Genomic DNA, 26,709 nt, shown 5'->3' with positions numbered 1-26,709 from the left:
CGCAAACGTTACCGATACTTTTTGATATAAATCCATATTTTCTTGGGTTATTATCTGCTTGACTTCACCACGCCCTGCCTATATATTTATGTAAAAGCGGCCATTTATGCTGCTGCTGACGGAGCTTTTGAAATACGACATTTCACTGTTTCGCTCTCTACTTCAAATAAAAATTGCATTATTCCTATTTGATCCACTTTTGCTTAACCCTAATAACTCGTATATGAAGAGAAGAATACTTGAATCATTTTTGCTGATGGTCCTGCATCTGGGTCTGACGCATGCAACGCTGGCGCAGTCCGGCACGGTGACGGGAAAAGTTACCGATGAAAAAGGCGAAGGAATTCCTGGTGCAAGTGTGACGGTCAAAGGGACGCAGCAAGGAACATTAACGACCGCAGAAGGCACATATTCCATTGAAGCCGCTGCAAACGCAACGCTCGTTTTCTCATTTGTCGGGTACTTGGGACAAGAAATCGCTATTAATAACCGCACAACCATCGACATTAATTTAAAAACCGACACCAAGGCGCTTGAAGAAGTAGTTGTAGTGGGTTACGGAACCCAGCGGAGGGTTGAAACAACCGGTTCCATTGCTTCCGTAAAGGCGGAAGATTTGGTACAAACGCCCGTAGCCAACATTGCACAAGGGTTACAGGCACGCGTTTCCGGGATGCAGATCAACCAGAATTCCGGTGCTCCCGGTGGTAACATCAGCGTTCGGATCCGGGGAACTAATTCCATTAACGGATCGTCGGAGCCACTTTATGTGATCGATGGAATCCAGATTTCCAATGGGGGCGGCATCACGGATGTAAGTCCGCTTTCTACCATCAACCCCAATGATATTGAATCCGTTGAAGTCCTGAAAGATGCGTCTGCCTCTGCTATTTATGGCGCAAGAGCAGCCAATGGCGTTGTCTTGATCACCACAAAGCGTGGTAAGAGCGGAAAAACGACCGTCACATTTGACAGCTATTACGGTACGCAAAAAGTAAATAAGCAACTGGATGTGCTCAACGCTTCAGAATTTGCGCAGCTGGAAAATGAGGCTTTTAAAAACAATTATTACCCAGATCCTGCCTCGCTCGGCGAAGGCGTCAATTGGCAAAACTACATTTTCCGCAAAGCGCCGATCCAAAACCACCAGCTATCGATCAATGGCGGAAATGAAAAAACGCAACTGGCATTGTCCCTCAACTATTTCGACCAGCAGGGGACATTCATAGGCTCATCATTCAAGCGTTATTCCTACCGGTTGAACCTCGACCACAGGTTAAGCAAAAAAGTAAAAATCGGCACGAGCATTCTTGGAAGTTATTCCATTAATGATGGCATTCAGACGGGTGGTGAGAACATTGGTGATGGCGGTGCGGTGCTGTCGTCGGTTTTGGGTGCGGCAATCGGCGCACCTCCTACCCTGAAACCTTATCGCGAAGACGGCTCCATTTTTCCTTTTGGCGAGCAGGCTGGCGGTCAATATCGCGAGGTTGTGAATCCATTGAACTTTGCTGCTATAACCAATAACAGAGATATTAAAAGGACGCTGGCAAATTTATATGCCGAGGTGAATTTTGTAAAAGGACTCACTTATCGCGCATCATTCAACATTGATCAGCGCGGTGAATTATACAATTCCTACTCCCCGAGGTCCATTGTTAACAAGAGCGATCTCAATGATAATTCCGGATCAGGTTCAAAAGCCAATGGCAATTTCCTCGCTTTGCTGCACGAAAGCATTTTGACCTACAACACAAATCTTGGTAAAAATCATACATTCAAAGCAACAGCCGTTTTTGGAACGCAGCTTGAACAATCTAATTCAAACAGTATGAGCGCGTCAGGGTTCCCGAATGACGCTACCCAAAATGAAGCATTGCAGCTGGCATTAACCCGCACAGTGAACAGCAGTCGCAGCAACCAGCGCCTCGACTCGTATCTGGCGCGCGTGAATTATGGTTTCAAAGACAAACTTTTCCTAGATTTAACAACGCGTATCGACGGTTCCAGCAAATTCGGAGCCAATCATAAATACGGTCTCTTCCCAGCAATTTCAGCAGCTTATCGATTGATTGAAGAACCATTTGTGAAAGACTTAACTTGGTTATCTGACCTGAAACTCCGCGGAAGTTTTGGCATTACGGGTAATGCAGGCGGCATCAGCCCCTACCAATCCCTTTCGACGGCGGCTTCTACCGGCAGTGATTATCTGATCAACCATACTTACACGACCGGAATCAATCCAACCGGGATCGCCAACCCCGATCTCCGTTGGGAACGATCCAGACAAGCGAATTTGGGCATTGACATTAGTTTGCTGAATAACCGCGTAAGTTTCATTGCCGATGTTTATCACAAGAAAACCGACGATCTGCTTTATGTAAAAACGCTTCCATTAAGCGCAGGTTATGGCTCGATCACAGGCAATTACGCATCGCTGGAAAATAAGGGACTGGAACTTGCATTGAATGCGCGAATCCTCGACGGACCATTGAAATGGGATGTCTCGGCCAATACAACATTCAACCGGAATAAAGTGCTGGATCTGGATGGCGGCGTTACAAAAGAGCGTTTTGTGACAACCTACACGGTTCTCTCGATTGGCCAGCCGCTCGGCATGTTTAAGACGTATGTTTTTGATGGGGTAAATCAAACGGGCGAAGCAATACTCCCCGGCTATGACGGCCGCCTGGGCGGGCATAAGGTGAAAGATGTTACGGGCGACAATCAGATCACCGCAGCAGATCAGGTTATTGTTGGCAATCCAAATCCAAAATTCATTTATGGTTTTTCAACAAATCTGGCTTTCCAAGGATTTGATCTGGGCGTATTCATTTCCGGATCGCAGGGCAATGACATCTACAATGCAAGCCGCTTGTCATTCGAGAATCCGCTGGGCCAGCGCAACTTGCTGGCAGGCGTTGCAGATCGGTGGTCGCCTACGAATCCAAGCAACCAGTATGTGAGTGCCGCACAAGGCGGAAGGCTTCCCATTTCAAGTTATGTGGTTGAAGATGGCTCCTATATGCGTTGCAAAAACCTGACGCTTGGTTACACATTACCGCGTTTCAAGGGCGTACAGGGCATTCGGTTGTATGTAAGTGCCAATAATCTGTTCACCATCACCAATTACAGCGGATACGATCCGGAGGTGAACACTTATGCAGGGTCCAACACGATCATTGGCGTTGACAACTTTGTTTATCCGCAATCCAGATCATTCCTGGGCGGTATTCAGGTAACATTCTAAATCCTCATCACTGATTTTTATTTTGAAAAACATGAGAAAAGCATTAAAAATAAGCGCAACGCTGAGCATTTTGGGAGCTTCCCTCCTGCTGCCTTCGTGCGAGCTGAACGAAACGATCTACTCATCCATTTATACCGAAGACTTTTACAAAACAGCCGCCGACGCTGAAAAAGGGCTGGTCGCTGTTTACGGCGCATTAGGCGGCCTCGGCGGCGCTCCGGCACTGACGTTGGTTGCGGATTTCAGCGATGACCAGACTTACCCACGCGGTGTTGTAGGCCGTAACACATTGACCATGTTTACCTATGACGTCAATTACACGACCCAAAAAAGTAATAGCCGCGTAAACGAATCGCCTCAGCAGATCTGGCAGTCGTGTTACAGCGGCATCGAAAAGGCCAATTGGGTGATTGCCAAGGTTCCTGGCGCAAACATGGATGAGCCGCGCAAGAAACAAGTGCTGGGAGAAGCTTACTTTTTACGCGCCTTTTACCATTGGTTTCTGACCAAAAATTTCGGTGACGTCCCGGTTAAGATCACACCAAGCTACACTGAAGAAGAAGCCTTAACCGCAAAAAGCCCGAAGGCAGAAGTTTACAAGCAAATTTACAGCGATCTGGACCAAGCCACGTCGGCAGAACTTCCATCCTTTCCGGCGGTTGTGAAAGGCCGTGCTTCCCATGAAGCGGCACTTGCACTCTATGCAAAGGTTGCACTCTATAACGAAGATTATGCGACCGCATTGGCAAAGGCAAAACTGGTAATCGCTTCCAATAAGCATGCGCTTTTACCCAATGTCTGGGATGTGTATCGCTATGATAACGAGGATGCTGCACGTCTGGAAAACATTTTCGCTTATGAAGTTGATCCTGTTTCGCCTGGATTAGGTCACCAGCTGGTTGGCCTTTGCGGCCCTCCGGGAAGTGCCGGACCGGAGTATGCGCGGACTTCGTTTGGTTCGATGTTCGCTTACCAGTCGTTTTTTAATTCATTTGATCCAAAAGACAAGCGCAGGACGCTTTTGGACACCAATTACATTGACAAAGCCGGAAAAGTGGTTCCGCAAAAAAGCATTACGCCTATTACGACGGAGGGTGTTTTGATCAAAAAATACCAGGATCCGGTTTCGACGATCGGTTTAATTCCAAACATCCCGATCCTCCGCATGCCAGATGTTTACCTCATCGCTGCCGAAGCAGAAGCTCGTTCGAATGGTGCCACGGCTGCTGCTTATGAGTTTGTCAATGTGGTTCGTCAACGTGCAGGACTGCCCGTTTTGAAGGCTGGTTTGACAAAAGATGCGTTCATCGAAGCCGTTTTGCAGGAACGCGCCTGGGAATTTTTCGCAGAGGGCGACCGCTGGTATGACCTTACCCGCACCGGGAAGTTTTTGACTGTGATTCCAAAAGCAGTGAACAGCGTGTATCCCGTCAGGAATGTGACTGCCAAAAACCGCTATTTCCCGATTCCGCAGGACGAGATTAATGCCAATGCGAAGATCGAACAGAATCCGGATTGGAAGTAGAACTTTCAATTTTGAATGAGTGAATGACTGAATGACCGTGCGCCGACGCGCTGATTGACTGACAGAGTTGCCGGAGTGAATATGGGAAATGTATTGATGTGTTGTGCTTTTTTATGGACTTTTTCTGCTCCTGTTTTTGGCCAGGGAAAGGTGCGGGAATTCCGGATTGTTGAAAATGATACATTAACCTATACATTGAAACTTGCATTGAACGACTCAGGTCAGCCACAACATTTTTTCAGGAACATTTTCACGCCGGTTTGCTATACCAACGAATGCAAACCGGTGCATATCAACTTTTACTGGGACTTACTGGGCAATTACGAACGTTTCGATCTGCCCGAAAATAAGGTTTTGACCAAAGTGGATCATGACGAATTCAAACAGGAAGATTATGAAAAGTTACAAGACATTCTGGCCCAGTCCAATTCGATATTTGCTGATCTGAAAATGGAAGATCTGATTACAAACGGCACGGACAACCTAACGGATTCCGTGGATGCCAAGGCGGGCGCAACATTAAAAACCATTAAAAACCAAGTGATTGACGGAGCCGTTTACACCTGTTACACGCTTTGGCACATTGCATATGGAACGGCCGTTCCAGAAATGAAGAAGATCATTGAATCATATCAGAACGACGCATTACTGCACCGGTTTCTGCTAAGTAACAATTATCATTATCAATATTGGGCCATGGAAAAAGTGATGGATGCGAAAGGCAATGTCCAGAACGCCTATCAAACCGACATTGAAAAAGTTATCAGCGGAAAAAACATTTTCATTGCAAAAAACGCATTGCAACGCGTGAGCGGCAGCTTTTTTTCAGACACAAAAAAACAAGAATGGATATGGGAAACATTTGAAAACTCGCCTTACGCAATGCAAATAGCAATATTGAAAAAACTGAAAACAATCCCTGTCAGCGAGACATTGAAGAATAATCTAAAATCCAGCCTGACAAAATCAAATGAAGAGCAATCATCTCTCATTAATCAAATCCTGAGCAAACAATGAACAAGATAATTCTAACTCTTTTCCTATCCCTCCTCGCCTTCTGCGCGTCAGCGCAAAACCACATTTTTGTCGAAACCGAGTCATTTGAAGACAAAGGTGGTTGGGTGATTGATCAGCAATCTTTTGTGGTCATGGGCTCCTCCTATTTGATGGCACATGGCATGGGCAGGCCGGTAAAAGATGCGTCCACAACCGTAAAATTCTTAAAGCCCGGAAAATACAAAATGTGGGTCCGCACCAAAGATTGGGCACCATTTCCGAAAGGCCCCGGAAAATTTGAGATCAGCTTGGATGGCAAAAAAGTCGATCAGGTTTTCGGGTCGAGCGGCTCGGATGCATGGAAATGGTATGACGGCGGGGAAACGGACATTAAAACAGGTTCGGTGAAGCTTTGGATCAAAGACTTAACCGGCTTCAATGGTCGCTGTGATGCGATTTTATTTACGGACGATCTGAAATTCACGCCTCCCAATGATTTTGAAGCATTAACCACATTTCGTAAAAAACTGCTCAATCTCACGGACAAACCAGCCGATGCAGGACGATTTGATATGGTCGTAGTGGGTGGCGGAATTGCAGGAACCTGCGCGGCCATTTCGGCTGCCAGAATGGGGCTAAAAGTCGCCTTAATCCAGGACAGACCTGTTCTGGGGGGCAATAACAGTTCAGAGATCCGTGTGCATTTGATGGGTGATGTGGATAAAAACCATTATCCTAAACTCGGCAGAATCGTAAGGGAAATGGACAATGGCGACCCGGGAAACGGAAATCCTGATGCCAAAGAATATGGCGACGCTCGTAAAATTTCGATCGTGAAAGCGGAACCAAACATATCGCTGTTCCTGAACACGCACGTTTACAAGGTTGAGAAAGAGAATGACATTATTACTGCCGTAGTAGGCCGCGACATTGCCACGAACAAAGAAATGCGCTTCACCGGCTCCTTCTTCTCAGATTGCACGGGTGACGGAACGATCGGTTATCTGGCTGGCGCGGAATTCAGAATGGGGCGTGAAAGCAAGGCAGAAACGGGTGAATCACTCGCGGCAGAAAAAGCCGATGATTTTACATTAGGCACCTCCAATTTGTGGGCTTCCCTGGAACGCGACACCGTTTCATCATTCCCGGAGACGCCCTGGGCAATCCAGTTTTCAGACGAATATCACATCGACGAACCCAAAGCAGACTGGCAGTGGGAAACAGGTTTTGGTAATTTCAACACCATTACCGACGCCGAAAAGATCCGCGATCACAACCTGAGGGCTATTTATGGAAACTGGTCCTATTTGAAAAAAAATAAAGCTGCTAAATATGCCAAACGCGAGCTCGCATGGGTGGCATACATTGGCGGGAAACGGGAGTCTCGCCGCATTATCGGCGATCACATTTTGAATCAAATGGACATTCAGGAAGGCAAATTTTATCCGGATGGTTCTGTCACCGCAACCTGGACCATTGACCTGCATTTCCCCGACGCCAAAAACAGCAAATACTTCGAAGGTCAAGAGTTTTTCGCCGGAACCAAGCACATTAAAGTTGCGCCTTACACCATTCCCTACCGCTGCCTTTATTCAAAAAACATTCAAAATCTGTTCGTCGCGGGCAGGAATATCAGCACCACGCACGTGGCGTTCGGCAGCACGCGGGTGATGCGAACATGCGGGATGATGGGCGAAGTCGTAGGTTTTGCGGCTTACTTGACAACCAAATACAAAACAACGCCAAGAGGAGTTTATCAGGATCATTTGCCCGAGCTCATGTCCATTCTCAAAGGTGAAACCCTAGCGCCGCAACCTTAATGAAAAACGCTGCATTGCATCTACTTCTTTTCTTTTTTAATCCGCTGACTGATATCAGCGGCTATTTTGGGACGGATTTCTTAAAATACAAAGCAAGCAACGAATTACCGTTGATTTCAATCAGCGGCGAAGCCCAGGGAACAACTTACCAAATCAAATATTACGACCAAAAAAACCGAAATCTTAAATCAGAAATCGACTCAATTCTCCAAGATTTTGACAGAAGTTTATCCCTCTACAGGCCCGATTCTGAGATCAGCCAATTCAATAAATCGCAGTCGCTAACATTCAAATCGCCTTATTTTTATCCGGTTTTGAAAAAATCACAGGAAGTATATGAAGCCACAAATGGCGCTTTTGATCCTACTATAATGCCGCTGGTAGAAGCTTATGGGTTTGGGGCAAAAAAAGTGAAAAATCCTGAAAATGTGAATATAGACTCACTATTGAAGCTGGTCGGTTTCCACAATATTCAGTTTGATACCATGTCAGTTAGGAAAAATAAATCCAATGTCAGGCTGGATTTCAATGGCATCGCCCAGGGTTATTCGGTGGACATGATCGGTGCATTTCTGGAAAGCAAAAATATTAACCGCTATATGGTGGAAATTGGTGGCGAGGTTTTGTGTAAAGGCAAGAAAGAACAGGCAAAACCCTGGGTAGCAGGCATAGAAGATCCATTGCGCAGCGGCTCGTTAATCGCAACAGTCAGCCTGGAAAACCGGGCACTAACGACGGCTGGAAATTATCATAATCATTTCACAAGTAATGGCCAGGTTTTCAACCATTTAATTAATCCCAAAACTGGTGCAATGGAGCAAACTTCCCTGCTGAGCGTAACCGTTTTTGCCCGAGATGCGGTAACCGCGGATGGTTACGACACTGCGTTTTTTGTAATGGGTGTTGAGAAAACCAAACAATTCGTAGCGACCAGAAAAGACCTGGATGTATATCTGATTTACACAAATAAAAATGGCGGATTAGAGACTTTTGTCAGCGCCGGAGTAAAAGATTTTATCAAAGAAATAAACCAAAAATGAAATTATACTTTTCCATTTTTTTGTGTTTTAGTGCGCTCAACCTTGTTTTGGGCCAGGTTAAATCACCCGGGAGCCTTACGAATGATCATATTAGTGTTCAATTTAAAAGTGATGGCAAGAGCTGGTCGGTTCACAAAATTCTGGTTAAAAAGGATGGAAAATGGATGGAAGGTTTGACGCCTTCCGGCGAATACACATTGCTTTATTCCGAGACAAAACCTTCGTCTGAGCCGAAAGAAACATTTCAAAAAATAACGGGCGGAAAATTTCCCGAAGACAATTACCATTATCAGCAGGAACAATGGAAAGAGAGCACGACGGAAGTTTCGCTGAACAAAGCCGGCCAGGTTTTTAGCTTCTTGCCAACCAATCTTTTAATCAAAAAAGATGAACTGGAATTCACGAAAGAAACCGAAGTAGCAACGGTCAAAGCGACCTGGAAACTCGATCCGCAGTTCCCGAACGACATTCAGGTGACGATGCGGTTGATTCCTAAAAAGAAGGGTTATTTTTCGCTTGCAACGCCTACGCTCGCTTCTGTCGCAGTAAATCAAATGGTCTGGGCGTCCGTTCCGGGTTATTTCCAGGGGAATTTTATCCAAAAAAACTTTGCGCTGGCCTATGCCTATGGTCACGGCATTCCGGATCGTCCTGTTGTGTATCGTGAACGCTGCGCAACGACATTAAGCCCGCTGATCACGACAAAAACTGGCATCACGCTCTCTGTAGTTCCGGAGCCGGGACTGGCGCGTGATCCCTGGTCAAAAGACAAAATCACGCAAACGGATTGGCAGCTCGGGCTTTCTCACATGAACAGAAAAGCGCAGCTTTCTCCAACATTATATTATCCGGTTTTGGGTGAACAAAAATCAGAACTAAATGCTGGTGAGGAGATTACCTACTCATTCCGTTACAGCCTCATCGCGGGCGACTGGTTTCAGGCGATCAAGCATGCGGCGAATGACATTTATAAATTCCATGAAACATTAAGCCTCCGCCAAAGCAAACAAGCGCTGACCGACCGCATTGAAAAAATGCATCATTATCTCACCGATCCGAAGACCTCGCTTTGGAATATTGAGAAATTCGAAGGCAAACAAATCGGTGCGCAATCCTACCTCGGCGGCGTGGTCGGCTCCAATAAGGACGCCATGAAAAACGCGGATTATGGCGCCATGTGGATGCTGGCGAATGCGACCAATGATCCGGAATTGAAGGGAAAAGTGCTTCCGCCTGCCTTAAATTTCAAGCTGGTGCAGCAGGAAACCAAAAAGGGCTTTTTCGACGGCGCCATTGAAGGCCAGTATTATTTATCCAAAAGCAAAAAATTCGTCGAAGAATGGGGTGAGGTCGTGGAGCCTATCGCATTGACTTACTACGTGTTACTGGATATGGGCAACATGCTTCTGTTCGAGCCGGAGCATGCGGAATTGAAAGAAAGAATTCGCTTGGGAGCCGATAAATTGCTAAGCTGGCAAAATACAGACGGCAGCTGGGCCGTGGCATATGACCGTAAAACCGAGCAGGAATTGTTTAAAGACATTAAGGATGTAAGGCCGACATTTTACGGCATGATCGTGGCATACCGACTTTTGAAAGATGAAAAATACCTGAAAGCAGCGCAAAAAGGTGCCGATTGGTTCATCAAAAACGCAGTCGAAACCGGCGCATTCCTGGGCGTCTGCGGCGATGCACGTTATGCTCCCGATTTTGCAACCGGGCAGTCTGCTCAGGCACTTTTGGACCTTTATGATTTTACCAAAAACAAAAAATACCAGGATGCCGCGATGACGTGCGCGAAAATCTACACCGCTTCCATTTACACCCATCCCATTGCAAACCATAACATAAAGAATGTCAATGGTAACAGCATGGAAGACTGGGAAATCAGTCAAACCGGTTTGAGTTTTGAACATGGCGGAATTTTTGGCTCGGCAACCCGCAACGGCCCCATTCAGCTAGCCAGCCACGCCGGACTTTTTATCCGAATGTATCAATTAACAGGGGAACAAATCTTCGCCGATATGGCCCGCTCAGCCGCCATCGGACGAGACGCTTTCGTCGACAGCAAAACCAGCGTCGCATCTTACTATTGGAATGCCATGAACAGGGGCGCGGGCCCTTACCCGCACCACGCCTGGTGGCAAATCGGCTGGATTACAGACTATTTGCTTTCGGAAGTAGCATTAAGATCAAACGGGAAAATCGAGTTTCCAAGAGGCTTCGTAACCCCAAAAGTAGGCCCGCACCAAACTTACGGCTTCGAACCCGGGACTGTTTACGGCGACAAAGCAAAGCTTGTAATCATGGAAGGTTTCGCTGTGGCCGACAAACCGGCTATCGACGTGATCACCGCTAAATCGGCTTCAAAGAATAGCATTTATGTGACATTGTTGAATAACAGTCCTGCTGCGACCGAATTTGCTTTAAAACTTGATGAAAGCAAGATGGGCGACGGCAAAAAAGCAGCCGGAATGAAGTGGCTAGAAGATAACAAGCCCGCTAATACCGATCAGATCAGCATTCCGGCATTTGGCATTAAGACCTTGGAAGTAACATTCTAGCAGCCCTCGTTTCACAGCATTAACCCTAATTCATGAACAACACCATTGATACAGTCGTCATCCTAGTCTTTTCCGCATTTGTGATGGGCATTGGGATGTTATTTGCGAGGACAGGACGGAATTTGAAATCGTTTTTTGCCGGAGGAGAGGCGGTCCCCTGGTTCATAGGGGGGCTGTCCTTGTTTATGAGCTTTTTCTCGGCGGGAACATTCGTTGCGTGGGGCTCCATTGCGTACAAGCACGGCTGGGTGGCCATTACCATTCAATGGACCATGTGCATTGGTGCATTGATCACGGCACTTTATCTGGCGCCTCGATGGAAAAGAACAGGCGCATTAACCGCCGCTGAATTCATTCGGGAGAGACTTGGCCTGGCTGTTCAAAAGACCTATATCTTCATTTTTACGCTGGTTTCGGTTTTTATCAAAGGCTCGGTTTTATACCCGGTTGCCAAGCTCGTGAGTGCTTCGCTCGACTTGCCATTAGTGCCTTGCACGATTGGTTTGGGGCTTTTCATGATTGCATACACGGCAGTCGGAGGGCTTTGGGCGGTCATGGTGACAGACATTTTGCAATTCGTGGTTTTGTCGGCGGCGGTTTTCATTTTACTTCCCTTATCATTTGATAAAGTCGGCGGTTGGGAAGGGTTCAGCAAGGCCGTTCCGGATGATTTTTTCAACCTTTTGAATGGCGAATATACCATTGGATTCGTCGCCGCTTTCGTCATCTATCACATTTGTTATATAGGGGGAAACTGGACGATGGTGCAGCGCTATACGAGCGTGAATAGTGAGAAATCGGCTAAGAAAGTCGCGTTCTTGTTCGCAGGATTATATCTCATTAGTCCGGTGATATGGATGTTTCCACCCATGATTTACAAAGCCATAAATCCCTCATTAACGGGTCTAGACACGGAAAACGCGTATCTGATGATCTGCAAACTGGTGTTACCGCCGGGATTGCTGGGGTTAATGCTGACCGGCATGTATTTCTCAACATCTGCCAGCGCAAACACGGCATTGAATGTCGTTTCAGCCGTTTTTACCAATGATATTTATAAAGGAATGGTCAATCCAAAGGCTTCTGACAAGCAGCTGATCCGGGTTGCACGCGGCTCATCCTGGTTTTTTGGTTTGGGAATGATTGGCATTGCATTGCTTGTTCCCGCAGCCGGAGGCATTGTTGAAGTGGTTTTGAGCATTTCAGCCATATCTGGCGGCCCACTTCTGGCACCGCCGCTCTGGGCATTATTTTCCAGAAGACTCAATAGCACCGTCACATTATGGGTTACCGGCATTGGGCTTTCGGTTAACCTCTTTTTCAAAATCCTGGCTCCGCTGCTTTTAGACTTTAAATTATCCAGAGGCATGGAAACGATCGTTGGGGTCGGGCTTCCGTTGTTGCTTTTGCTCGCTTATGAACTTTGGGCCAGGTCAAAAGACATCATTGCCAAGGAATATTTGACTTACCTGGAAACAAAAGAACAAAAGCGGATCGATGCATTGGAGGTCAATGCGGAAGAAGCCATTGAGATCAAGCGTCAAAACCGTTTTGGCTTACAAGTGATTGCGGGCGCATTGCTTTTTACAGCCGTTATGCTTTTTATATTAAGTGTGTTAACAACTTCCGGGACAGTGATAACTGCTGTAGTGGCGACAATTGTGCTGTTTTCCACATTGATCCCGTATATGGCTTCGCGGAAGGTTGCTGCTATTGAGGTTTCACCAATTCAAGAAAATCATCCGCACGAATGACTGATAATTTAGGAAAATCAATGTCTTTGAGAATGTTAAAATGCCGGTCTTCGGAAACCAAATGGTCAGCATTAGCAACTAATGAGCAATCTGTGTATTTATTGTCATCTTCATCATTATGCATCAAGCCCCATTCGAAAAATGTGGATTGTAATGTGCAATTTTCCAATGAAAGAATGAGTTTAATTACGTTTTCTGCAATTTCAGGCGAAGTCTTCTCACTGATTTTTTCGTGGTATTCGAGCAAAATATCATTACTCACGATCAGCTCAAATTCACCGGCTCGCAAAGAATCGAAAATAGGACGGTATTTGGATTTTAACGGAAGGGAAATCAGCAAGACATTTGTATCCAGAACTACTCTCATTTGGAAGATTTACTTCGAATATGCTCTGATTTCCAGGATTCAATGGTTTGGTCGCCCCAGTCATTTTTTTCCCAAAGTTCATCCATTTCACTATCGATCTTTTTGGCAAAATAATCAGATAGTATTTTCCGGATATCGCCCAACTCTTTTTCAGAAACGCTATAAGGATACAGCTTCAACAATTCGATTTGAAGATTGCTCAGCCGGGTTGGAATGGTTTGGGTCGTTGCCATTGCTATATCTGTTTTTACAAAAATAACATTAATTCTCTTCGAATCCCTTTAACGCTTTTTATGAATTTTAAGTTTAAAACATTCCTCCTGATTATCGTTTGCTGGGCATCGCAAGGCGCTTTTGGCCAATATAAAATCCGTGAACCTGCTGCTATTCCGCTGCATGGCGAGTGGTTGTTTGCGCTTGATCCTGCCGAAATGGGGGTGACAGGCAAATGGTTTATGGAGAAAGTTGCGCAGAGCAACCGACTTGATAAAGTGACTGTCCCGCATTGCTTTTCCTCCGACCCGCGTTTCGAACATTACACCGGAACGGCCTGGTATAGAAAGACTTTTTCGTGGAAACCGGTCACAGGAAAGCGCGTAATCCTGCATTTTGACGCTGCTTACTATAAAACCCATGTTTGGCTTAATAACGAAAAAGTGGGCGAACATGAAGGCGGTTACACACCTTTCAGCTTTGATGTGACGGATTTGTTGAAAGACGGCGATAACCTGCTCGCGGTTTCGGTCAACAATGATACATGGAAACCCGGAACGGTTCCTGGGGCCAAGGATAATGGCAATATCAATGATCCGTTTATGGGCTGGCTAAATTATGGCGGCTTGATCCGGCCTGTTTATCTGACCATTGAGCCAGAGGTTTACGTCGAAAATTTAAAAATAGATGCGCTTCCTGATCTCGTAAAAGGAACGGCGGTTTTGAAAACCAAAATCAGATTTCGCAATGCTTCTAAATCTGCCATCTCGCCAAAAATCAGTTACAATGTTACTTTCAATGGTAAGACGGTTCCTGTTAATATAAAAGGTAAATCTGAAAGTATTCCCGCCGGTCAAATGGGCCTGGTTGAATCAGAAGGCACATTAACTGCCGCGCAGGTTAAGCTGTGGGATTTGGATGAGCCTAATTTGTATCAGCTTAAAGTTGCGGTCGGGGAAGATTCTGTTTCTTCCCATTTCGGGATCAGAAAGGTGGAAGTGAAGAATGCGCAGCTGCATTTGAATGGAAAATCAATTCGTGTCGGTGGCGGGAACCGGGTTGTGGATTATCCTGGCCTGGGTTCGGTGGAACCGGATTGGCTTATTGAAAAAGACTTCAAATTGATGAAAGAAGCGGGCATGGAATTCCAACGGCTAACGCACTACACGCCCTCTGAGTATTTCTACGACCTCGCCGATAAATACGGGATGCTGATCATTACCGAAGCCGGAAATTGGCAGCTCACGCCCAATCAGATGGATAATGATTCTATTCGAAAGAAATTCCGCTCTCAGTTCACCGAAATGGCGGAAAGGGATTGGAACCACCCGAGCGTGATCGCATATAGTGTGGGAAATGAATATCAGTCGACCACGCCTGCGGGGCAAAGCTGGACCAAAGACATGATCGCATTTGCGCGGCAGACCGACCCGACCCGACTTTACACATTTGCAACGATGCTATTGAACACACTTCCTAAAAAACCGGAAGATGAAGCCAGCCAGTATGTGGATTTTATCTCGACGAACACATATGGAAATCACGCAAAAGTTTTGGATCACATTCACACTTTATACCCTGAAAAACCAATTCTCGTGAGCGAATGGGGCGTTCGTGCGGATGCCAAAGATGAGGCATTTCAAGCGAAGCATATTGCAGATTTAATGGTTGAATTCCGCAAGAGGCCCTATATCGTCGGCGCTTCCTGGTGGACTTATAATGATTACCAAAGCCGCCATCACGGCACGAATGTCAATGGTTACCGCCCTTGGGGAATAGTTGGGCCCGATCGCTCATTCCGAGCCGCTTATGGAGTTCATCAAAACGAATATTCGCCTGTAACCATAGAAAAAGTTAGTTTCAAAACCGGCGGACAAGGGCAACATCTACTTACCGTGCGGCTAACTGTGCGTGGCGACTTTCCTTCGCGAGCGATCAAGGGCTACAAGCTCAAAACAAACGGCACAACCCTCACCTTACCCGACCTGAATCCGGGTGAATCGAAAGAAATAGACATTCCGGTCGCTGGTTTTGATAAGCAACTGCACATTACGATCTCGAAACCGACGGGCTTTACGGCGATTGAGACAGACATCGAATTGAAATAATTATAAATACACGCTCCGGATTTCGAACCGCAGAGCGAATGTAATGACCTGACAAAATGATACGCGAAGAAGCATCTGAGAAAAGAGCACCAAAAACCATTGCATCGGCGGCAGATCTGGTGATTGTAGGAGGAGGATTAACGGGAACCTGCGCTGCGATCACGGCGGCGCGCGCCGGCGTGAAAGTAACATTGATCCAGGACCGGCCTGTTTTGGGGGGAAATTGTTCGAGTGAAGTGCGGCTCTGGATCCTGGGCGCGACTTCTCATATGGGCAACAACAACCGCTGGGCCCGCGAAGGCGGCGTAATTGACGAAATAATGTTGGAAAACATTTACCGCAATCCCGACGGCAACCCGCTGATTTTCGACACGGTTTTATTGGAAAAAGTGATTAATGAAGACAACATTACACTGCTTCTGAACACTGCGGTTTACGATTTGGACAAAAATATTGAATCAGAAACCATCACCGCCGTTCACGCATTTTGCAGCCAGAACAGCACAAAATATACGGTTACCGCCCCACTCTTTTGCGACGCTTCCGGCGACGGGATTGTTGGTTTTTTATCTGGCGCTGCATTTAGGATGGGCGCTGAATCTGCGGGGGAATTTGGTGAAAAATTTGCTCCGGATAAGGCTTACGGGGAGTTGTTAGGGCATTCTATGTATTTCTACTCCAAGGATATAGGCCGCCCGGTGAAGTTTATTCCGCCTTCGTATGCATTGCAGGATATTACTGAAATTCCCCGTTATAAAACATTCAATCCAAAAGACTTCGGTTGCCGGTTATGGTGGCTGGAATATGGCGGAAGGCTTGATACGGTGCACGATACGGAAAAAATCAAATGGGAATTGTGGAAAGTGGTTTACGGAGCTTGGAATTATATTAAAAATTCAGGTGAGTTTCCGGAATCCGAAAACATGACATTGGAATGGGTGGGCACGATTCCGGGTAAGCGGGAAAGCCGCCGGTTCGAAGGGGATTATTTGTTAAAACAGCAGGATATTATTGAACAAAAGCCGTTTCACGACACCGTTGGCTTCGGTGGCTGGAGCCTGGACTTGCATCCCGCCGATGGCGTTTACAGCGACCAATCGGGTTGTAATCAATGGCATAGCAAAGGCGTTTACAGCATTCCTTACCGTTGTTTTTATAGCAAAAACATCAATAATCTTTTCATAGCCGGGCGCATTATCAGCGCCACGCACGTTGCATTTGCGTCCACGCGTGTGATGGCCACCAGTGCGATGGGCGGACAATCGGTTGCAATCGCGGCTGCCATTGCAAAAAAACACAATTGTTCTCCGCGTGAAGTTGGTGAGCAGCATTTGCAGGAGTTGCAGCTGGAATTATGGCGAGCAGGGCAATATTTGCCGCAAACCGAAATTGCTGATCCCGAAAATTTGGTCGAACAAGCAATTGAAGTCAGCGCTTCTTCCAGTTTAAAATTAAAAGAACTTCCCGGCTCGGAGCATTGGGCGGTTATCGAGCATTCTGTTGCGCAAATGGTACCTGTTCATGGTAAAATGCCGTCCGTAACTGTTTGGGTGGAAGCATTAAACGACACAGCATTGATTGTGGAACTGCGAAAAAGCAGTAAAGCATTCAATCACACGCCTGACATTACGCTGGAAACCAAATCTTTCAATTTGAAGACAGGTAAGCATGAAATCCCGTTGGAATGGTCGGCAATTTTTGATGAGGCCGGTTATGCATTTGTATCTTTTATCAAAAACCCAAACATAAAAATTCAATATAGCGAAAAACGTGCAACAGGCTTGCTAACAGTATTTAATGCAACAAATCCTGCTGTCTCCAACTACGGAAAACAAGAGCCTGCGGAAGATCTGGGCGTGGATACATTCGAATTCTGGTGCCCGCAGCGCAGACCTGGAGGACGTAATCTGGCATTCAGCTTTAGCGAACCGATTGCGCTTTTTGAACCGGAAAATTTGAAAAATCATCATAACCGGCCTATATCCGGCGCAAATGCCTGGGTTGCCGACTTCAATGATGCCGAGCCGGTGGTAAACATCCGCTGGGAAGCCCCGGTAACAATTAGCAAAATCGACATTTCCTTTGATACAGATTTTGATCACCCCATGGAGAACGTCATTTATGTGCACCCGGAAACGGTTATGCCTTTCTGCGCCACCGACATTGAAATTTGTAATGACAAAAATGAAGTCATTGGAAAAATAAATGACAATCACCTCTCACGCAGGACCATTAACTTCGATCAGCCTGTCCAAACGCAGTTTTTGAAAATAAAAGTCACCAACCCCAATCCGCATACACCCGCATCTTTATTCCAGATCAGCTGCTATTGATCTCCGCCGGGAGATTTTTGTTCTTTGAAAACTAACAATTTGATCTTAAATTTGCGCCTCGAGATAGCAGACATTTGTTTGCTATTTTGTTGCTCGTTTACTCTATAATAATAGTATACTACATAGACTTTGAAGGAAGCGGCGGATTTTACACCCTCATCTGACACTAACTGGGAATCTTTGGATGTTGCCTACATCGCAAGTGGTGACCCTGAGGAAGATCGGCGCCTAGCGGCACTCGCGAGGGCAAAGGGTCAGGTAGTTTTTCTACGGGATATTCCCGAAGAATCAGACGTTCGTTTTAATACAGCATCAAGTCAGACTCAGACTTGGTCACAAACCCAAGCCGAACCAAGGAATAATACAAAAATACCGCTGAGCTGGGAAACCATCCAGCAAAAGATTTGGGCAGCCACCATTCGCAAAAGAACCCGTACAGAAGTTGCCGTTAATATATTCTCCGCGATTGCTTTGATGATCGTTGGCCATTTGCTGTTCACCTTCTTTACTTACGACCGGCTGACCGTTCTTTGGGATGAACTGGAATTGAGTGAGGGTTTCTTTTACTATGTGCTGGGCGGCTTCGTCGCGCAGATGATCGATGGTGCATTGGGTATGGCGTATGGCGTTACGGCCGCCACTTTTCTACTGACACTAGGCGTTCCGCCTTCCGCCGTTAGCGCGAGCGTGCATACTTCCGAGATATTTACGAGCGGTGTTTCGGGATACATGCACTTGAAATTCGGCAATGTGAATAGCAAGCTTTTCAAAAAAATCCTGTTTCCGGGCGTTTTAGGTGCAATTGCAGGCGCTTATCTCCTATCGTCATTTGAAAAATACATTTACATCATCAAGCCGTTAGTGGCAGTTTATACTTTAATTCTGGGAATTCTTATCATCCAGAAAGCGTTAAAGAAACGAGTTGAAAAAAGGCCGATGACAAAAATCGGCTGGCTGGCAATGGCAGGCGGAACGCTCGATTCGATCGGCGGCGGCGGTTGGGGACCTATCGTAACATCTACGCTGATCGCCCGCGGACGCCACCCGAAATACACCATCGGATCGGTCAACCTGGCGGAGTTTTTTGTTTCACTCGCGAGTTCAGTTACATTCATCAGCATCATCGGATTTTCGCATTGGCAGGTCGTTCTGGGGCTCATACTGGGTGGTATGGTTGCCGCTCCGATCGCCGCAAATCTATCCAGAAGGTTACCGATCAAAACCATGATGATCATGGTCGGAACCGTTATCATTATTGTTAGTTTGAGAATCATTTATATGATGCTCAGCGATTTATAAAGACATTATCTAAGTCAGCGCGCTTAGTTTTTATATTAAAACAAAAAAGGCTGAAAGTAAACAGCCAATGAATTCGAATCATGAAAAAACAAACCAAAGCGATACGCACGCAAACGCCAAAAACAAAGTATCGCGAGCATTCAACTCCATTGTTCCTGACCAGCAGTTTCACTTTTGAAAGCGCGGAACAGGGTAAAGCACTTTTTGAGGAAACCGAAGACGGAAACATTTACAGCCGTTTCTCTAACCCAACTGTGCAGGAATTTGTTGACAAGGTTTGTCTTTTAGAAGATTGCGAAGATGGCGTTGCTACGGCAACAGGCATGGCGGCAGTTTTTGCAAGCATGGCTGCTTTGCTGAAAACCGGCGATCACATTATTGCGAGCCGTGCATTGTTCGGCTCTGCGCATCAGGTGATTACACAGATTTTAAGCAAATGGGGCATTACACATACTTACCTGGATGCAGACGCGAGCGAAGCAGACTGGGAAGCAGCAGTTAAGCCTAATTCCAAAATGGTCTATCTGGAAACGCCGTCAAATCCGGGCCTTGACCTTGTGGATTTGGCAATGGTAGGAAGACTTTGCAAAAAACACAATTTGATTTTCAATGTAGACAACTGTTTTGCCTCACCAGCATTACAAGTTCCCGCAGAGTTCGGCGCTGATCTGGTTTTACATTCAGCTACGAAGTTCATGGACGGACAGGGCCGCGTATTGGGCGGTGTTGTTGTTGGTAAAAAAGAATATATCAAAGAGTTACGGTTTTTCTGTCGCCAGACGGGGCCATCGATGTCGCCATTTAATGCATGGGTTTTGACCAAAAGTCTTGAAACGCTTGGATTAAGAATGGACAGACATTGTTCCAATGCATTGCAGCTTGCCGAGGCTTTGGAAAAACATCCGGATGTAAAGTCCGTGCGATATCCGTTCCTGGAATCACACCCGCAGCATGAATTGGCCAAACAGCAAATGTCAGCTGGCGGTGCGATTGTTACCATTGATTTGGAAGGTGGATTTGAAAGGGTTTCTGCGTTTATGGATGCATTGGAAATCGCTTCCCTTTCATCAAACCTGGGCGACACAAGGACCATTGTAACCAACCCAAATACAACCACGCACGCAAAACTCAAACCGGAAGAGAAAAAAGCATTAGGTATTACAGAAGGCCTGATCCGCATTTCAGTCGGTTTGGAAGACATCGAAGATTTAATCGAAGACTTCACCAACGCCGTGGAGGTGTCGGTGAAAAGTGATATATTAGATTGATAAACACTTAAACATATTCATATCATGCACACATTAACTATCGAAATTCCGGAGCAGTTTGAGAAGAAAGCGGTTCTGCTTTCTATTGCAGTTCAACTGTATCAGAAAGGAGCGCTTACAGCAAAGCAAGCAGGAGATCTGGCAGAAGTTCCAATGAACGATTTGATATATTATTCTTTGCCTGATAATGATCCTGCAAAGGTGCTCATTAAGCCAAAGAGGACATATGCATCAACAGAGGCTTGGATTGAAAATCTAAAAAAAGAACAAAACTATAAAGGTTTAGATAAGGAGAGAATGAGAAAGCTTGCCGATGAAATGGATATTCAGGAACCATTGGAGCTTTTACTTTCTCAACTTACTAAATGAGATATTTTCTTGACACCAATATATTGCTTGCTTATTTGAGAAAACACCACTTGGTAAACACTTTACAAACATATTTTGAAGACGAAGGAGGCCTGAGTCAAATGTTCACTTCGGCAGTTTGTATTGGAGAGTTAACATCCATTGGAATTCAAAATAATTGGGGTAAGCAAAAGATGGCAGCACTTGATTCTCTTAAAGATTCGGTGCTTATCACGACAGAACTGAATGAACAGATTGTCGAGCGTTACGCAGAAATCGACGCTTTTAGCCAGGGAAGATTGAGGGAAAGACACCTGAAAGGTTCAGCTAGAAACATGGGCAAAAATGACCTTTGGATTGCGGCGACGGCAAGTATTTTGAATGCAACATTGATAACAACGGACAAAGACTTTGATCATTTGAATAGTGAATTTTTAAATGTCGCCCGTTTTGAATTGATATAATATTCACCATGAACGAAACAATAATATCATCTTTAAACGCTGCCATTGAGGGCAAGAGTGAGACGGAATCGCTGGCGATTCTGGCGGAGCTTTTTCCTGGCGAGGTTGTGTTTTCGACGAGTTTAGGCTATGAAGATCAGGTTATTACGGATTTTATTTTAAAGAATAATCTGAACATTACGATTTTCACCCTGGATACAGGACGGCTTTTCAGTGAAACTTACATGACGCTGCAAAAGACGAACAATCGTTACGATACGAAGATCAAAGTTTACTATCCGCAGACCCAGTCGGTTGAGGAAATGGTCAGCACGAAAGGACCGTTAAGTTTTTACGATTCGGTCGAAAACAGAAAAGAATGCTGCTTTATTCGTAAAGTGGAACCCTTGAACCGTGCATTGAAAGGCGCGAAAATCTGGGTAACTGGCATCAGGGCAGAACAGTCGGGCAACCGTCATGATATGCCACAGCTGGAATGGGACGAGGCGCACCAGTTGGTGAAGTTTCATCCGATCCTGAACTGGTCATTCGAAGAGGTAAAGACATATGTCAAATCCAATGGCCTTCCCTATAACCCATTGCACGACAAGGGTTTTGTAAGCATTGGATGCGCTCCTTGCACCCGTGCAATCCAGGAAGGCGAAGATTTCCGTGCCGGACGCTGGTGGTGGGAAGACGAATCGAAAAAAGAATGTGGCTTGCATGCTAAATAGGCTGTTTGCCGCTGGCTGTCGGCTGTTAGTTTTGAGGCAGAATCCTCGTTTATAGCAGTTGTAAGCCTTTATTATAGAAAAAACAATTATTCAGAATATGTCAATTTCAGTTAAAGAAGTGTCGGATATCAGCGATCAGGAAGCCAGACGCAGTTCTCCCGATTATCTGGACCAGTTGGAGGCCGAGGCGATTTACATTATGCGAGAGGTCGCAGGCCAGTTCGAGCGCCCTGCATTGTTGTTTTCTGGTGGAAAAGATTCTATCACATTGGTTAGACTGGCCCAAAAAGCCTTTGCACCTGGAAAAATTCCTTTTCCACTGGTGCATGTTGATACAGGACATAATTTTATTGAAGCGATAAATTACCGCGACGAACTGGCTGAACAAATCGGCGCAAAACTGGTCGTTCGTTATGTTGAAGATACGATTAAGGCAAAAGGCCTGAAAGAACAAACGGGCAAGAACGCAAGCCGTAACTGGTTGCAGACTTTCACTTTGCTGGATACCATTGAGGAATTTGAATTTGACGCCTGCATCGGCGGTGCGCGTCGTGACGAAGAAAAAGCGCGTGCGAAAGAGCGCATTTTCTCTTTCCGTGACGAATTCGGTCAGTGGGATCCGAAACGTCAGCGTCCTGAACTTTGGAACTTGTTCAATGGCAGAATCCATAAAGGTGAGAATGTGCGTGTGTTCCCAATCTCAAACTGGACCGAATTAGACGTTTGGGCTTATTTGAAAAGAGAAAACATCACATTACCATCCATTTATTTCGCCCACGAGCGTGAATTGATTTTGAGAGATGGCAAATTGCTGAACAACACGCCGGTTATTGAACCCGATGAGTATGATCAAATCGTAAAACGTCAGGTTCGTTTTAGAACGGTTGGCGACATGACCTGCACAGCAGCTGTTGAATCCAGCGCGGCGACATTAGACGAGGTTATTGCCGAGATAACCGTTTCAAGAATAAGTGAAAGAGGTGAAACGCGTATTGATGATCAGCAGACGGAAGCGGCGATGGAAGATCGGAAAAAGGGAGGTTACTTCTGATTAAAATGAATGATTAACTAATCGCCAAGGCGACACATTCAGTCATTCACTCATTCAATCATTCAACATTAATAAGGTGGATTTACTAAGATTTATAACAGCAGGTTCCGTGGACGATGGCAAAAGCACATTGATCGGACGCTTGCTTTACGATACAAAAAATATATTGGCAGATCAGATGGAAGCCATTGAGCGCGCGAGCAAGAGCCGCAATGTGGGTGAAATCGATTTGGCATTGCTAACGGACGGTTTGCGTTCGGAGCGCGAGCAGGGCATTACCATTGATGTGGCTTACAAATATTTCCAGACGCCTAACCGCAAGTTTATCAGCATTGATGCGCCGGGACACATCCAGTACACCAGAAATATGGTTACGGGTGCTTCCAATGCAGATTTGGCGATTATTCTGGTGGATGCACGTCATGGTGTTGTGGAACAAACCCGTCGTCATTCACTGATTGCTTCCATGCTGGGCATTCCGCATGTGATTGTAGCGATTAACAAAATGGACCTGGTTGGTAACTCAGAAGATGCGTTTTTGGAGATTGCAAAATCTTACCAGGAGCTGGCTTCTAAACTGAATATTAAAGATTTGACATTGATTCCGGTGAGCGCTTTGAATGGCGATAACATTGTGGACAGGTCTGTGAATATGCCTTGGTACACTGGCGAAACATTGCTTTCTGTCTTGGAAACCGTCAATGTTTTGAAGGATCAAAATCAGGAAGATGGTCGTTTCTCGGTTCAATATGTGATCCGCCCTCAAACGGAAGAACTGCACGATTACCGCGGATATGCAGGACGCGTGCAAAGCGGAACATTCAAAAAAGGGGATCTTGTGAAGGTTCTGCCTTCGGAAACAGAATCTAAAATTGCCAAGATTGAATTCGGCGGAAACGAAATCGAGGAGGCTTCTGTTTTAGAATCAGTTACGATTTTACTTGAAGACGACGTTGACATCAGCCGCGGCGACACCATCGTTTCGATCAATAACTCATCGATTGTGAGCCAGGATATCGAGGCGCTGGTCTGTTGGATGGATGATAAAAAGACTTTGAAAGCGGGGAATAAATATGTATTGCAGCACGGAACAGCACGATCGAGATGTTCTATCCGTGATATTGAATACCAAATTGACATTAATTCATATGAGAAGCTGGACGAAGTGGACAGCCTTAAATTGAATGACGTTGCCAGAATTATACTTAGAACAGCCCAACCAATCGCCTACGATCCTTATCAGAAAAACCGCGCGAATGGCGCAGCAATCCTGATCGACGAGACGTCGAATGTGACCGTAGGAGCTTGCATGATCGAATAAAGAAATATCACCATGAGCGAAATATTGATTTCTGACAAAGTATCGGCCGTTGCGAAGCGCGATATCATTGATTTGAACCAAAAAATCAATGCATTTAATACGGGTGAAACACCCGAAGAAGCTTTCCGTAAGTTCAGGCTTACACGCGGTGTCTATGGACAGCGCCAGCCAGGCGTTCAAATGATCCGTATCAAGTTGCCTTACGGACGCATTACGGCTGACCAGCTTGTCAGGATCGCGGATACTTCCGACAAATTCGCAACCGGAAACCTGCACGCAACCACGCGTCAGGACATTCAGCTGCACTTTGTAAAGCTTTCCGATTCGCCTCAATTGTGGGCTGATCTGGAAGATGCCGGCATCACATTAAAAGAAGCTTGCGGAAACACAATTCGTAACGTGACTGCTTCATCTGTGGCTGGTATTGATCCGGACGAACCATTTGATGTAACACCGATCACGCATTCGATATTTACCTATTTCCTCCGCAACCCGATCAATCAGGATATGGGCCGGAAGTTTAAAATTGCCGTTTCTTCTTCTGAAAAAGATTCCGCATTGGCATTCATTCACGACGTAGGTCTTATTGCGAAAATGGGCACGAATGAAGCTGGCGAAACTGTGAAAGGTTTTAAAGTGCTGATTGGTGGCGGATTGGGCGCGCAGCCTTTTTCTGCCCAAACCGCATTTGAGTTTCTGGAAGAAGATAAAGTTATTCCGTTCATTGAAGCATTGCTCCGTGTTTTCGACCGTTACGGAGAACGCGTTCGTCGTCACAAGGCACGTATGAAGTTTCTTTTGGCAGACATTGGTTTGGAAGAAATGATGGCAAGAGTCGAAGAACAACGCATTGCTGTTAAAAATAAGGTGTTCACCATTCCCGAGGATCTTTTTGGAATCGAGAAAGTTGAATCCATTGATTACGCGCCGCGTCCATCTTTGACAGAAGCCGAAATTCTGAACATTGCTTCTCAAAGCATTGAAGCAGATAAACTGGACATTTTTACAAAATGGTTGAGAACCAACACTTTTGAACAAAAACAAAAAGGCTGGTACGCAGTGCAATTGCGAGTTCTTTTGGGCGATATGCACTCGGATATAGCGCGTCAGCTTGCGGATCTGGTTCGTCAATATGCTGCTGACGACATTCGTGTAACGGTTAACCAGGGTTATATCCTTCGTTTTGTAAAAGGCGAGGATTTGGTTGCGCTTTATCATGAGTTGGCGAAATTGGGACTTGCAGCGCCTGGTTTTGACAGCACCATGGACATTACCACTTGCCCGGGAACAGATACTTGCAACCTGGCTATTTCCAGCAGCTATGGAATTACGCGTGTTTTGGAAGATGTAATGCGTGACGAATTCCCTGAAATGATTTATAATCAGGATATTAAGATAAAAATTAGCGGCTGTATGAATGGCTGTGGCCAGCATAATGCATCCAACATTGGTTTCCACGGAAGTTCGATCAAAAATGGCAAGCTGGTTCTTCCCGCTTTGCAGGTTTTGCTCGGCGGTGGTTTTACAGGCGATGGTGTTGGTTTGATTGGTGATAAAGTAATCAAAGTTCCTACCAAACGTGGCCCGGAAGTGTTGCGCACGCTTTTCAATGATTTTGAAACCAATGCGTATGACGGCGAATATTACAACCAATATTACCAGCGTCAGACTAAAAATTATTTCTTCCAATTGCTGAAACCGATTGCAGATTTAACCACTTTGCAAGACGACGATTATCGCGATTGGGACCACGATGAGTTGTTCAAAACGGAGATCGGAGTTGGAGAATGTGCGAGTGTGCTGGTTGACCTTGTGGCTACGACCATCACCGAAGGACAGGAGAAATTGAATCTTGCCAAAGAAAACTACGAGTCTGGAATCTGGGCGGATGCGATTTACCACGCTTATAATGTGTTGATTACGGGAGCCAAAGGTCTGTTAATGACCAAAGATGTGACCTTGAACACGCAGTATGGCATCGTGAATGACTTTGAAACGCATTTCGGACAGGATTTCAAATATGAGACGCCAGCCGAATTCGCACTCGAAGACAAATCGGAAGCACCTTTCCGTTCACTGGCTTTCAGCATTAATAAATTTGAGCCGACACAGGAATTTGCGACTTACTTCCTCAACACTGCCAAGCAGTTTTTGAATTTCGTCCGCGATACACGTGAAGCGCAATTGGTAGAAACCGGCGAGCCGGTTTTGCAGGAATTGTCATTCGGAAAAGATAGTTAAAATGACTTGAAGCGATCGGCTGTTGGCACATCGA

The 26,709-nt window shown here is 45.7% G+C and carries 19 protein-coding genes; 17 read left to right on the top strand and 2 right to left on the bottom strand.

Annotated elements, in window-relative coordinates:
* Positions 1 to 223 precede the first annotated feature (223 nt).
* From NFI81_RS25505 to NFI81_RS25475, 7 genes are all read left to right on the top strand, one after another.
* The gene (locus NFI81_RS25505) at positions 224 to 3,250 is read left to right on the top strand and encodes a SusC/RagA family TonB-linked outer membrane protein (RefSeq protein WP_234615593.1); all 3,027 of its coding nucleotides are present in this window, start codon (positions 224 to 226) and stop codon (positions 3,248 to 3,250) included.
* Between the two features lie 31 nt (positions 3,251 to 3,281).
* Positions 3,282 to 4,775 carry a RagB/SusD family nutrient uptake outer membrane protein gene (locus NFI81_RS25500; protein ID WP_234615594.1) on the top strand — a complete coding sequence of 498 codons (1,494 nt, stop codon included), beginning with the start codon at positions 3,282 to 3,284 and terminating at the stop codon, positions 4,773 to 4,775.
* Positions 4,776 to 4,856: 81 nt separating this feature from the next.
* Complete coding sequence (locus NFI81_RS25495) at positions 4,857 to 5,792, top strand: hypothetical protein (RefSeq protein WP_234615595.1); 936 nt, start codon at positions 4,857 to 4,859, stop codon at positions 5,790 to 5,792.
* The gene (locus tag NFI81_RS25490; protein ID WP_234615596.1) at positions 5,789 to 7,591 is read left to right on the top strand and encodes an FAD-dependent oxidoreductase; all 1,803 of its coding nucleotides are present in this window, start codon (positions 5,789 to 5,791) and stop codon (positions 7,589 to 7,591) included. The genes NFI81_RS25495 and NFI81_RS25490 overlap by 4 nt, the downstream gene beginning before the upstream one ends.
* Positions 7,591 to 8,631, top strand: coding sequence for an FAD:protein FMN transferase (locus NFI81_RS25485; protein WP_234615597.1), 1,041 nt, complete (start codon positions 7,591 to 7,593; stop codon positions 8,629 to 8,631). The genes NFI81_RS25490 and NFI81_RS25485 overlap by 1 nt, the downstream gene beginning before the upstream one ends.
* On the top strand, positions 8,628 to 11,195 hold the full coding sequence (locus tag NFI81_RS25480; RefSeq protein WP_234615598.1) for a glycerophosphoryl diester phosphodiesterase: 2,568 nt from the start codon (positions 8,628 to 8,630) through the stop codon (positions 11,193 to 11,195). The genes NFI81_RS25485 and NFI81_RS25480 overlap by 4 nt, the downstream gene beginning before the upstream one ends.
* A gap of 32 nt (positions 11,196 to 11,227) precedes the next feature.
* Complete coding sequence (locus tag NFI81_RS25475; RefSeq protein ID WP_234615599.1) at positions 11,228 to 12,949, top strand: sodium:solute symporter family protein; 1,722 nt, start codon at positions 11,228 to 11,230, stop codon at positions 12,947 to 12,949.
* Here NFI81_RS25475 and NFI81_RS25470 read toward each other — a convergent pair.
* Together NFI81_RS25470 and NFI81_RS25465 are read right to left on the bottom strand one after the other, a co-directional pair.
* On the bottom strand, positions 12,906 to 13,316 hold the full coding sequence (locus tag NFI81_RS25470; protein ID WP_234615600.1) for a putative toxin-antitoxin system toxin component, PIN family: 411 nt from the start codon (positions 13,314 to 13,316) through the stop codon (positions 12,906 to 12,908). The genes NFI81_RS25475 and NFI81_RS25470 overlap by 44 nt on opposite strands.
* The gene (locus NFI81_RS25465; RefSeq protein WP_234615601.1) at positions 13,313 to 13,549 is read right to left on the bottom strand and encodes a DUF8507 family protein; all 237 of its coding nucleotides are present in this window, start codon (positions 13,547 to 13,549) and stop codon (positions 13,313 to 13,315) included. The genes NFI81_RS25470 and NFI81_RS25465 overlap by 4 nt, the downstream gene beginning before the upstream one ends.
* A 60-nt stretch (positions 13,550 to 13,609) precedes the next feature.
* On the opposite strand from NFI81_RS25465, the gene NFI81_RS25460 reads away from it, so the two are divergent.
* The 10 genes from NFI81_RS25460 (at position 13,610) to NFI81_RS25415 (ending at position 26,675) form a co-directional block, all read left to right on the top strand.
* A complete protein-coding gene (locus tag NFI81_RS25460; RefSeq protein WP_234615602.1) occupies positions 13,610 to 15,637 on the top strand; it encodes a glycoside hydrolase family 2 protein in 2,028 nt (675 codons plus the stop codon).
* Between the two features lie 56 nt (positions 15,638 to 15,693).
* Positions 15,694 to 17,970, top strand: coding sequence for an FAD-dependent oxidoreductase (locus NFI81_RS25455; protein WP_234615603.1), 2,277 nt, complete (start codon positions 15,694 to 15,696; stop codon positions 17,968 to 17,970).
* 129 nt (positions 17,971 to 18,099) lie between these two features.
* A complete protein-coding gene (locus NFI81_RS25450) occupies positions 18,100 to 19,269 on the top strand; it encodes a TSUP family transporter (RefSeq protein ID WP_234615604.1) in 1,170 nt (389 codons plus the stop codon).
* Positions 19,270 to 19,349: 80 nt separating this feature from the next.
* Positions 19,350 to 20,537: a trans-sulfuration enzyme family protein gene (locus tag NFI81_RS25445; RefSeq protein WP_234615605.1), complete on the top strand. Its 1,188-nt coding sequence runs from the start codon at positions 19,350 to 19,352 to the stop codon at positions 20,535 to 20,537.
* A 24-nt stretch (positions 20,538 to 20,561) separates the two neighbouring features.
* Positions 20,562 to 20,906, top strand: a complete 345-nt coding sequence (locus tag NFI81_RS25440) for a hypothetical protein (RefSeq protein ID WP_234615606.1) — start codon at positions 20,562 to 20,564, stop codon at positions 20,904 to 20,906.
* Positions 20,903 to 21,349: a type II toxin-antitoxin system VapC family toxin gene (locus NFI81_RS25435; protein ID WP_234615607.1), complete on the top strand. Its 447-nt coding sequence runs from the start codon at positions 20,903 to 20,905 to the stop codon at positions 21,347 to 21,349. Before NFI81_RS25440 ends, NFI81_RS25435 begins: the two co-directional genes overlap by 4 nt.
* 8 nt (positions 21,350 to 21,357) lie before the next feature.
* On the top strand, positions 21,358 to 22,062 hold the full coding sequence (locus tag NFI81_RS25430; RefSeq protein ID WP_234615608.1) for a phosphoadenylyl-sulfate reductase: 705 nt from the start codon (positions 21,358 to 21,360) through the stop codon (positions 22,060 to 22,062).
* A gap of 97 nt (positions 22,063 to 22,159) precedes the next feature.
* Positions 22,160 to 23,113, top strand: coding sequence for a sulfate adenylyltransferase subunit CysD (cysD, locus tag NFI81_RS25425; protein WP_234615609.1), 954 nt, complete (start codon positions 22,160 to 22,162; stop codon positions 23,111 to 23,113).
* A 76-nt stretch (positions 23,114 to 23,189) separates the two neighbouring features.
* Positions 23,190 to 24,434, top strand: coding sequence for a sulfate adenylyltransferase subunit 1 (locus NFI81_RS25420; protein ID WP_234615610.1), 1,245 nt, complete (start codon positions 23,190 to 23,192; stop codon positions 24,432 to 24,434).
* Positions 24,435 to 24,446: 12 nt separating this feature from the next.
* Positions 24,447 to 26,675, top strand: a complete 2,229-nt coding sequence (locus NFI81_RS25415; protein ID WP_234615611.1) for a ferredoxin-like domain-containing protein — start codon at positions 24,447 to 24,449, stop codon at positions 26,673 to 26,675.
* The last annotated feature ends 34 nt before the right edge of the window (positions 26,676 to 26,709 follow it).

The organism is Dyadobacter fanqingshengii (genome assembly GCF_023822005.2).
GTDB lineage: Bacteria > Bacteroidota > Bacteroidia > Cytophagales > Spirosomataceae > Dyadobacter > Dyadobacter fanqingshengii.
This window is presented reverse-complemented; position numbering and strand designations above follow the sequence as displayed.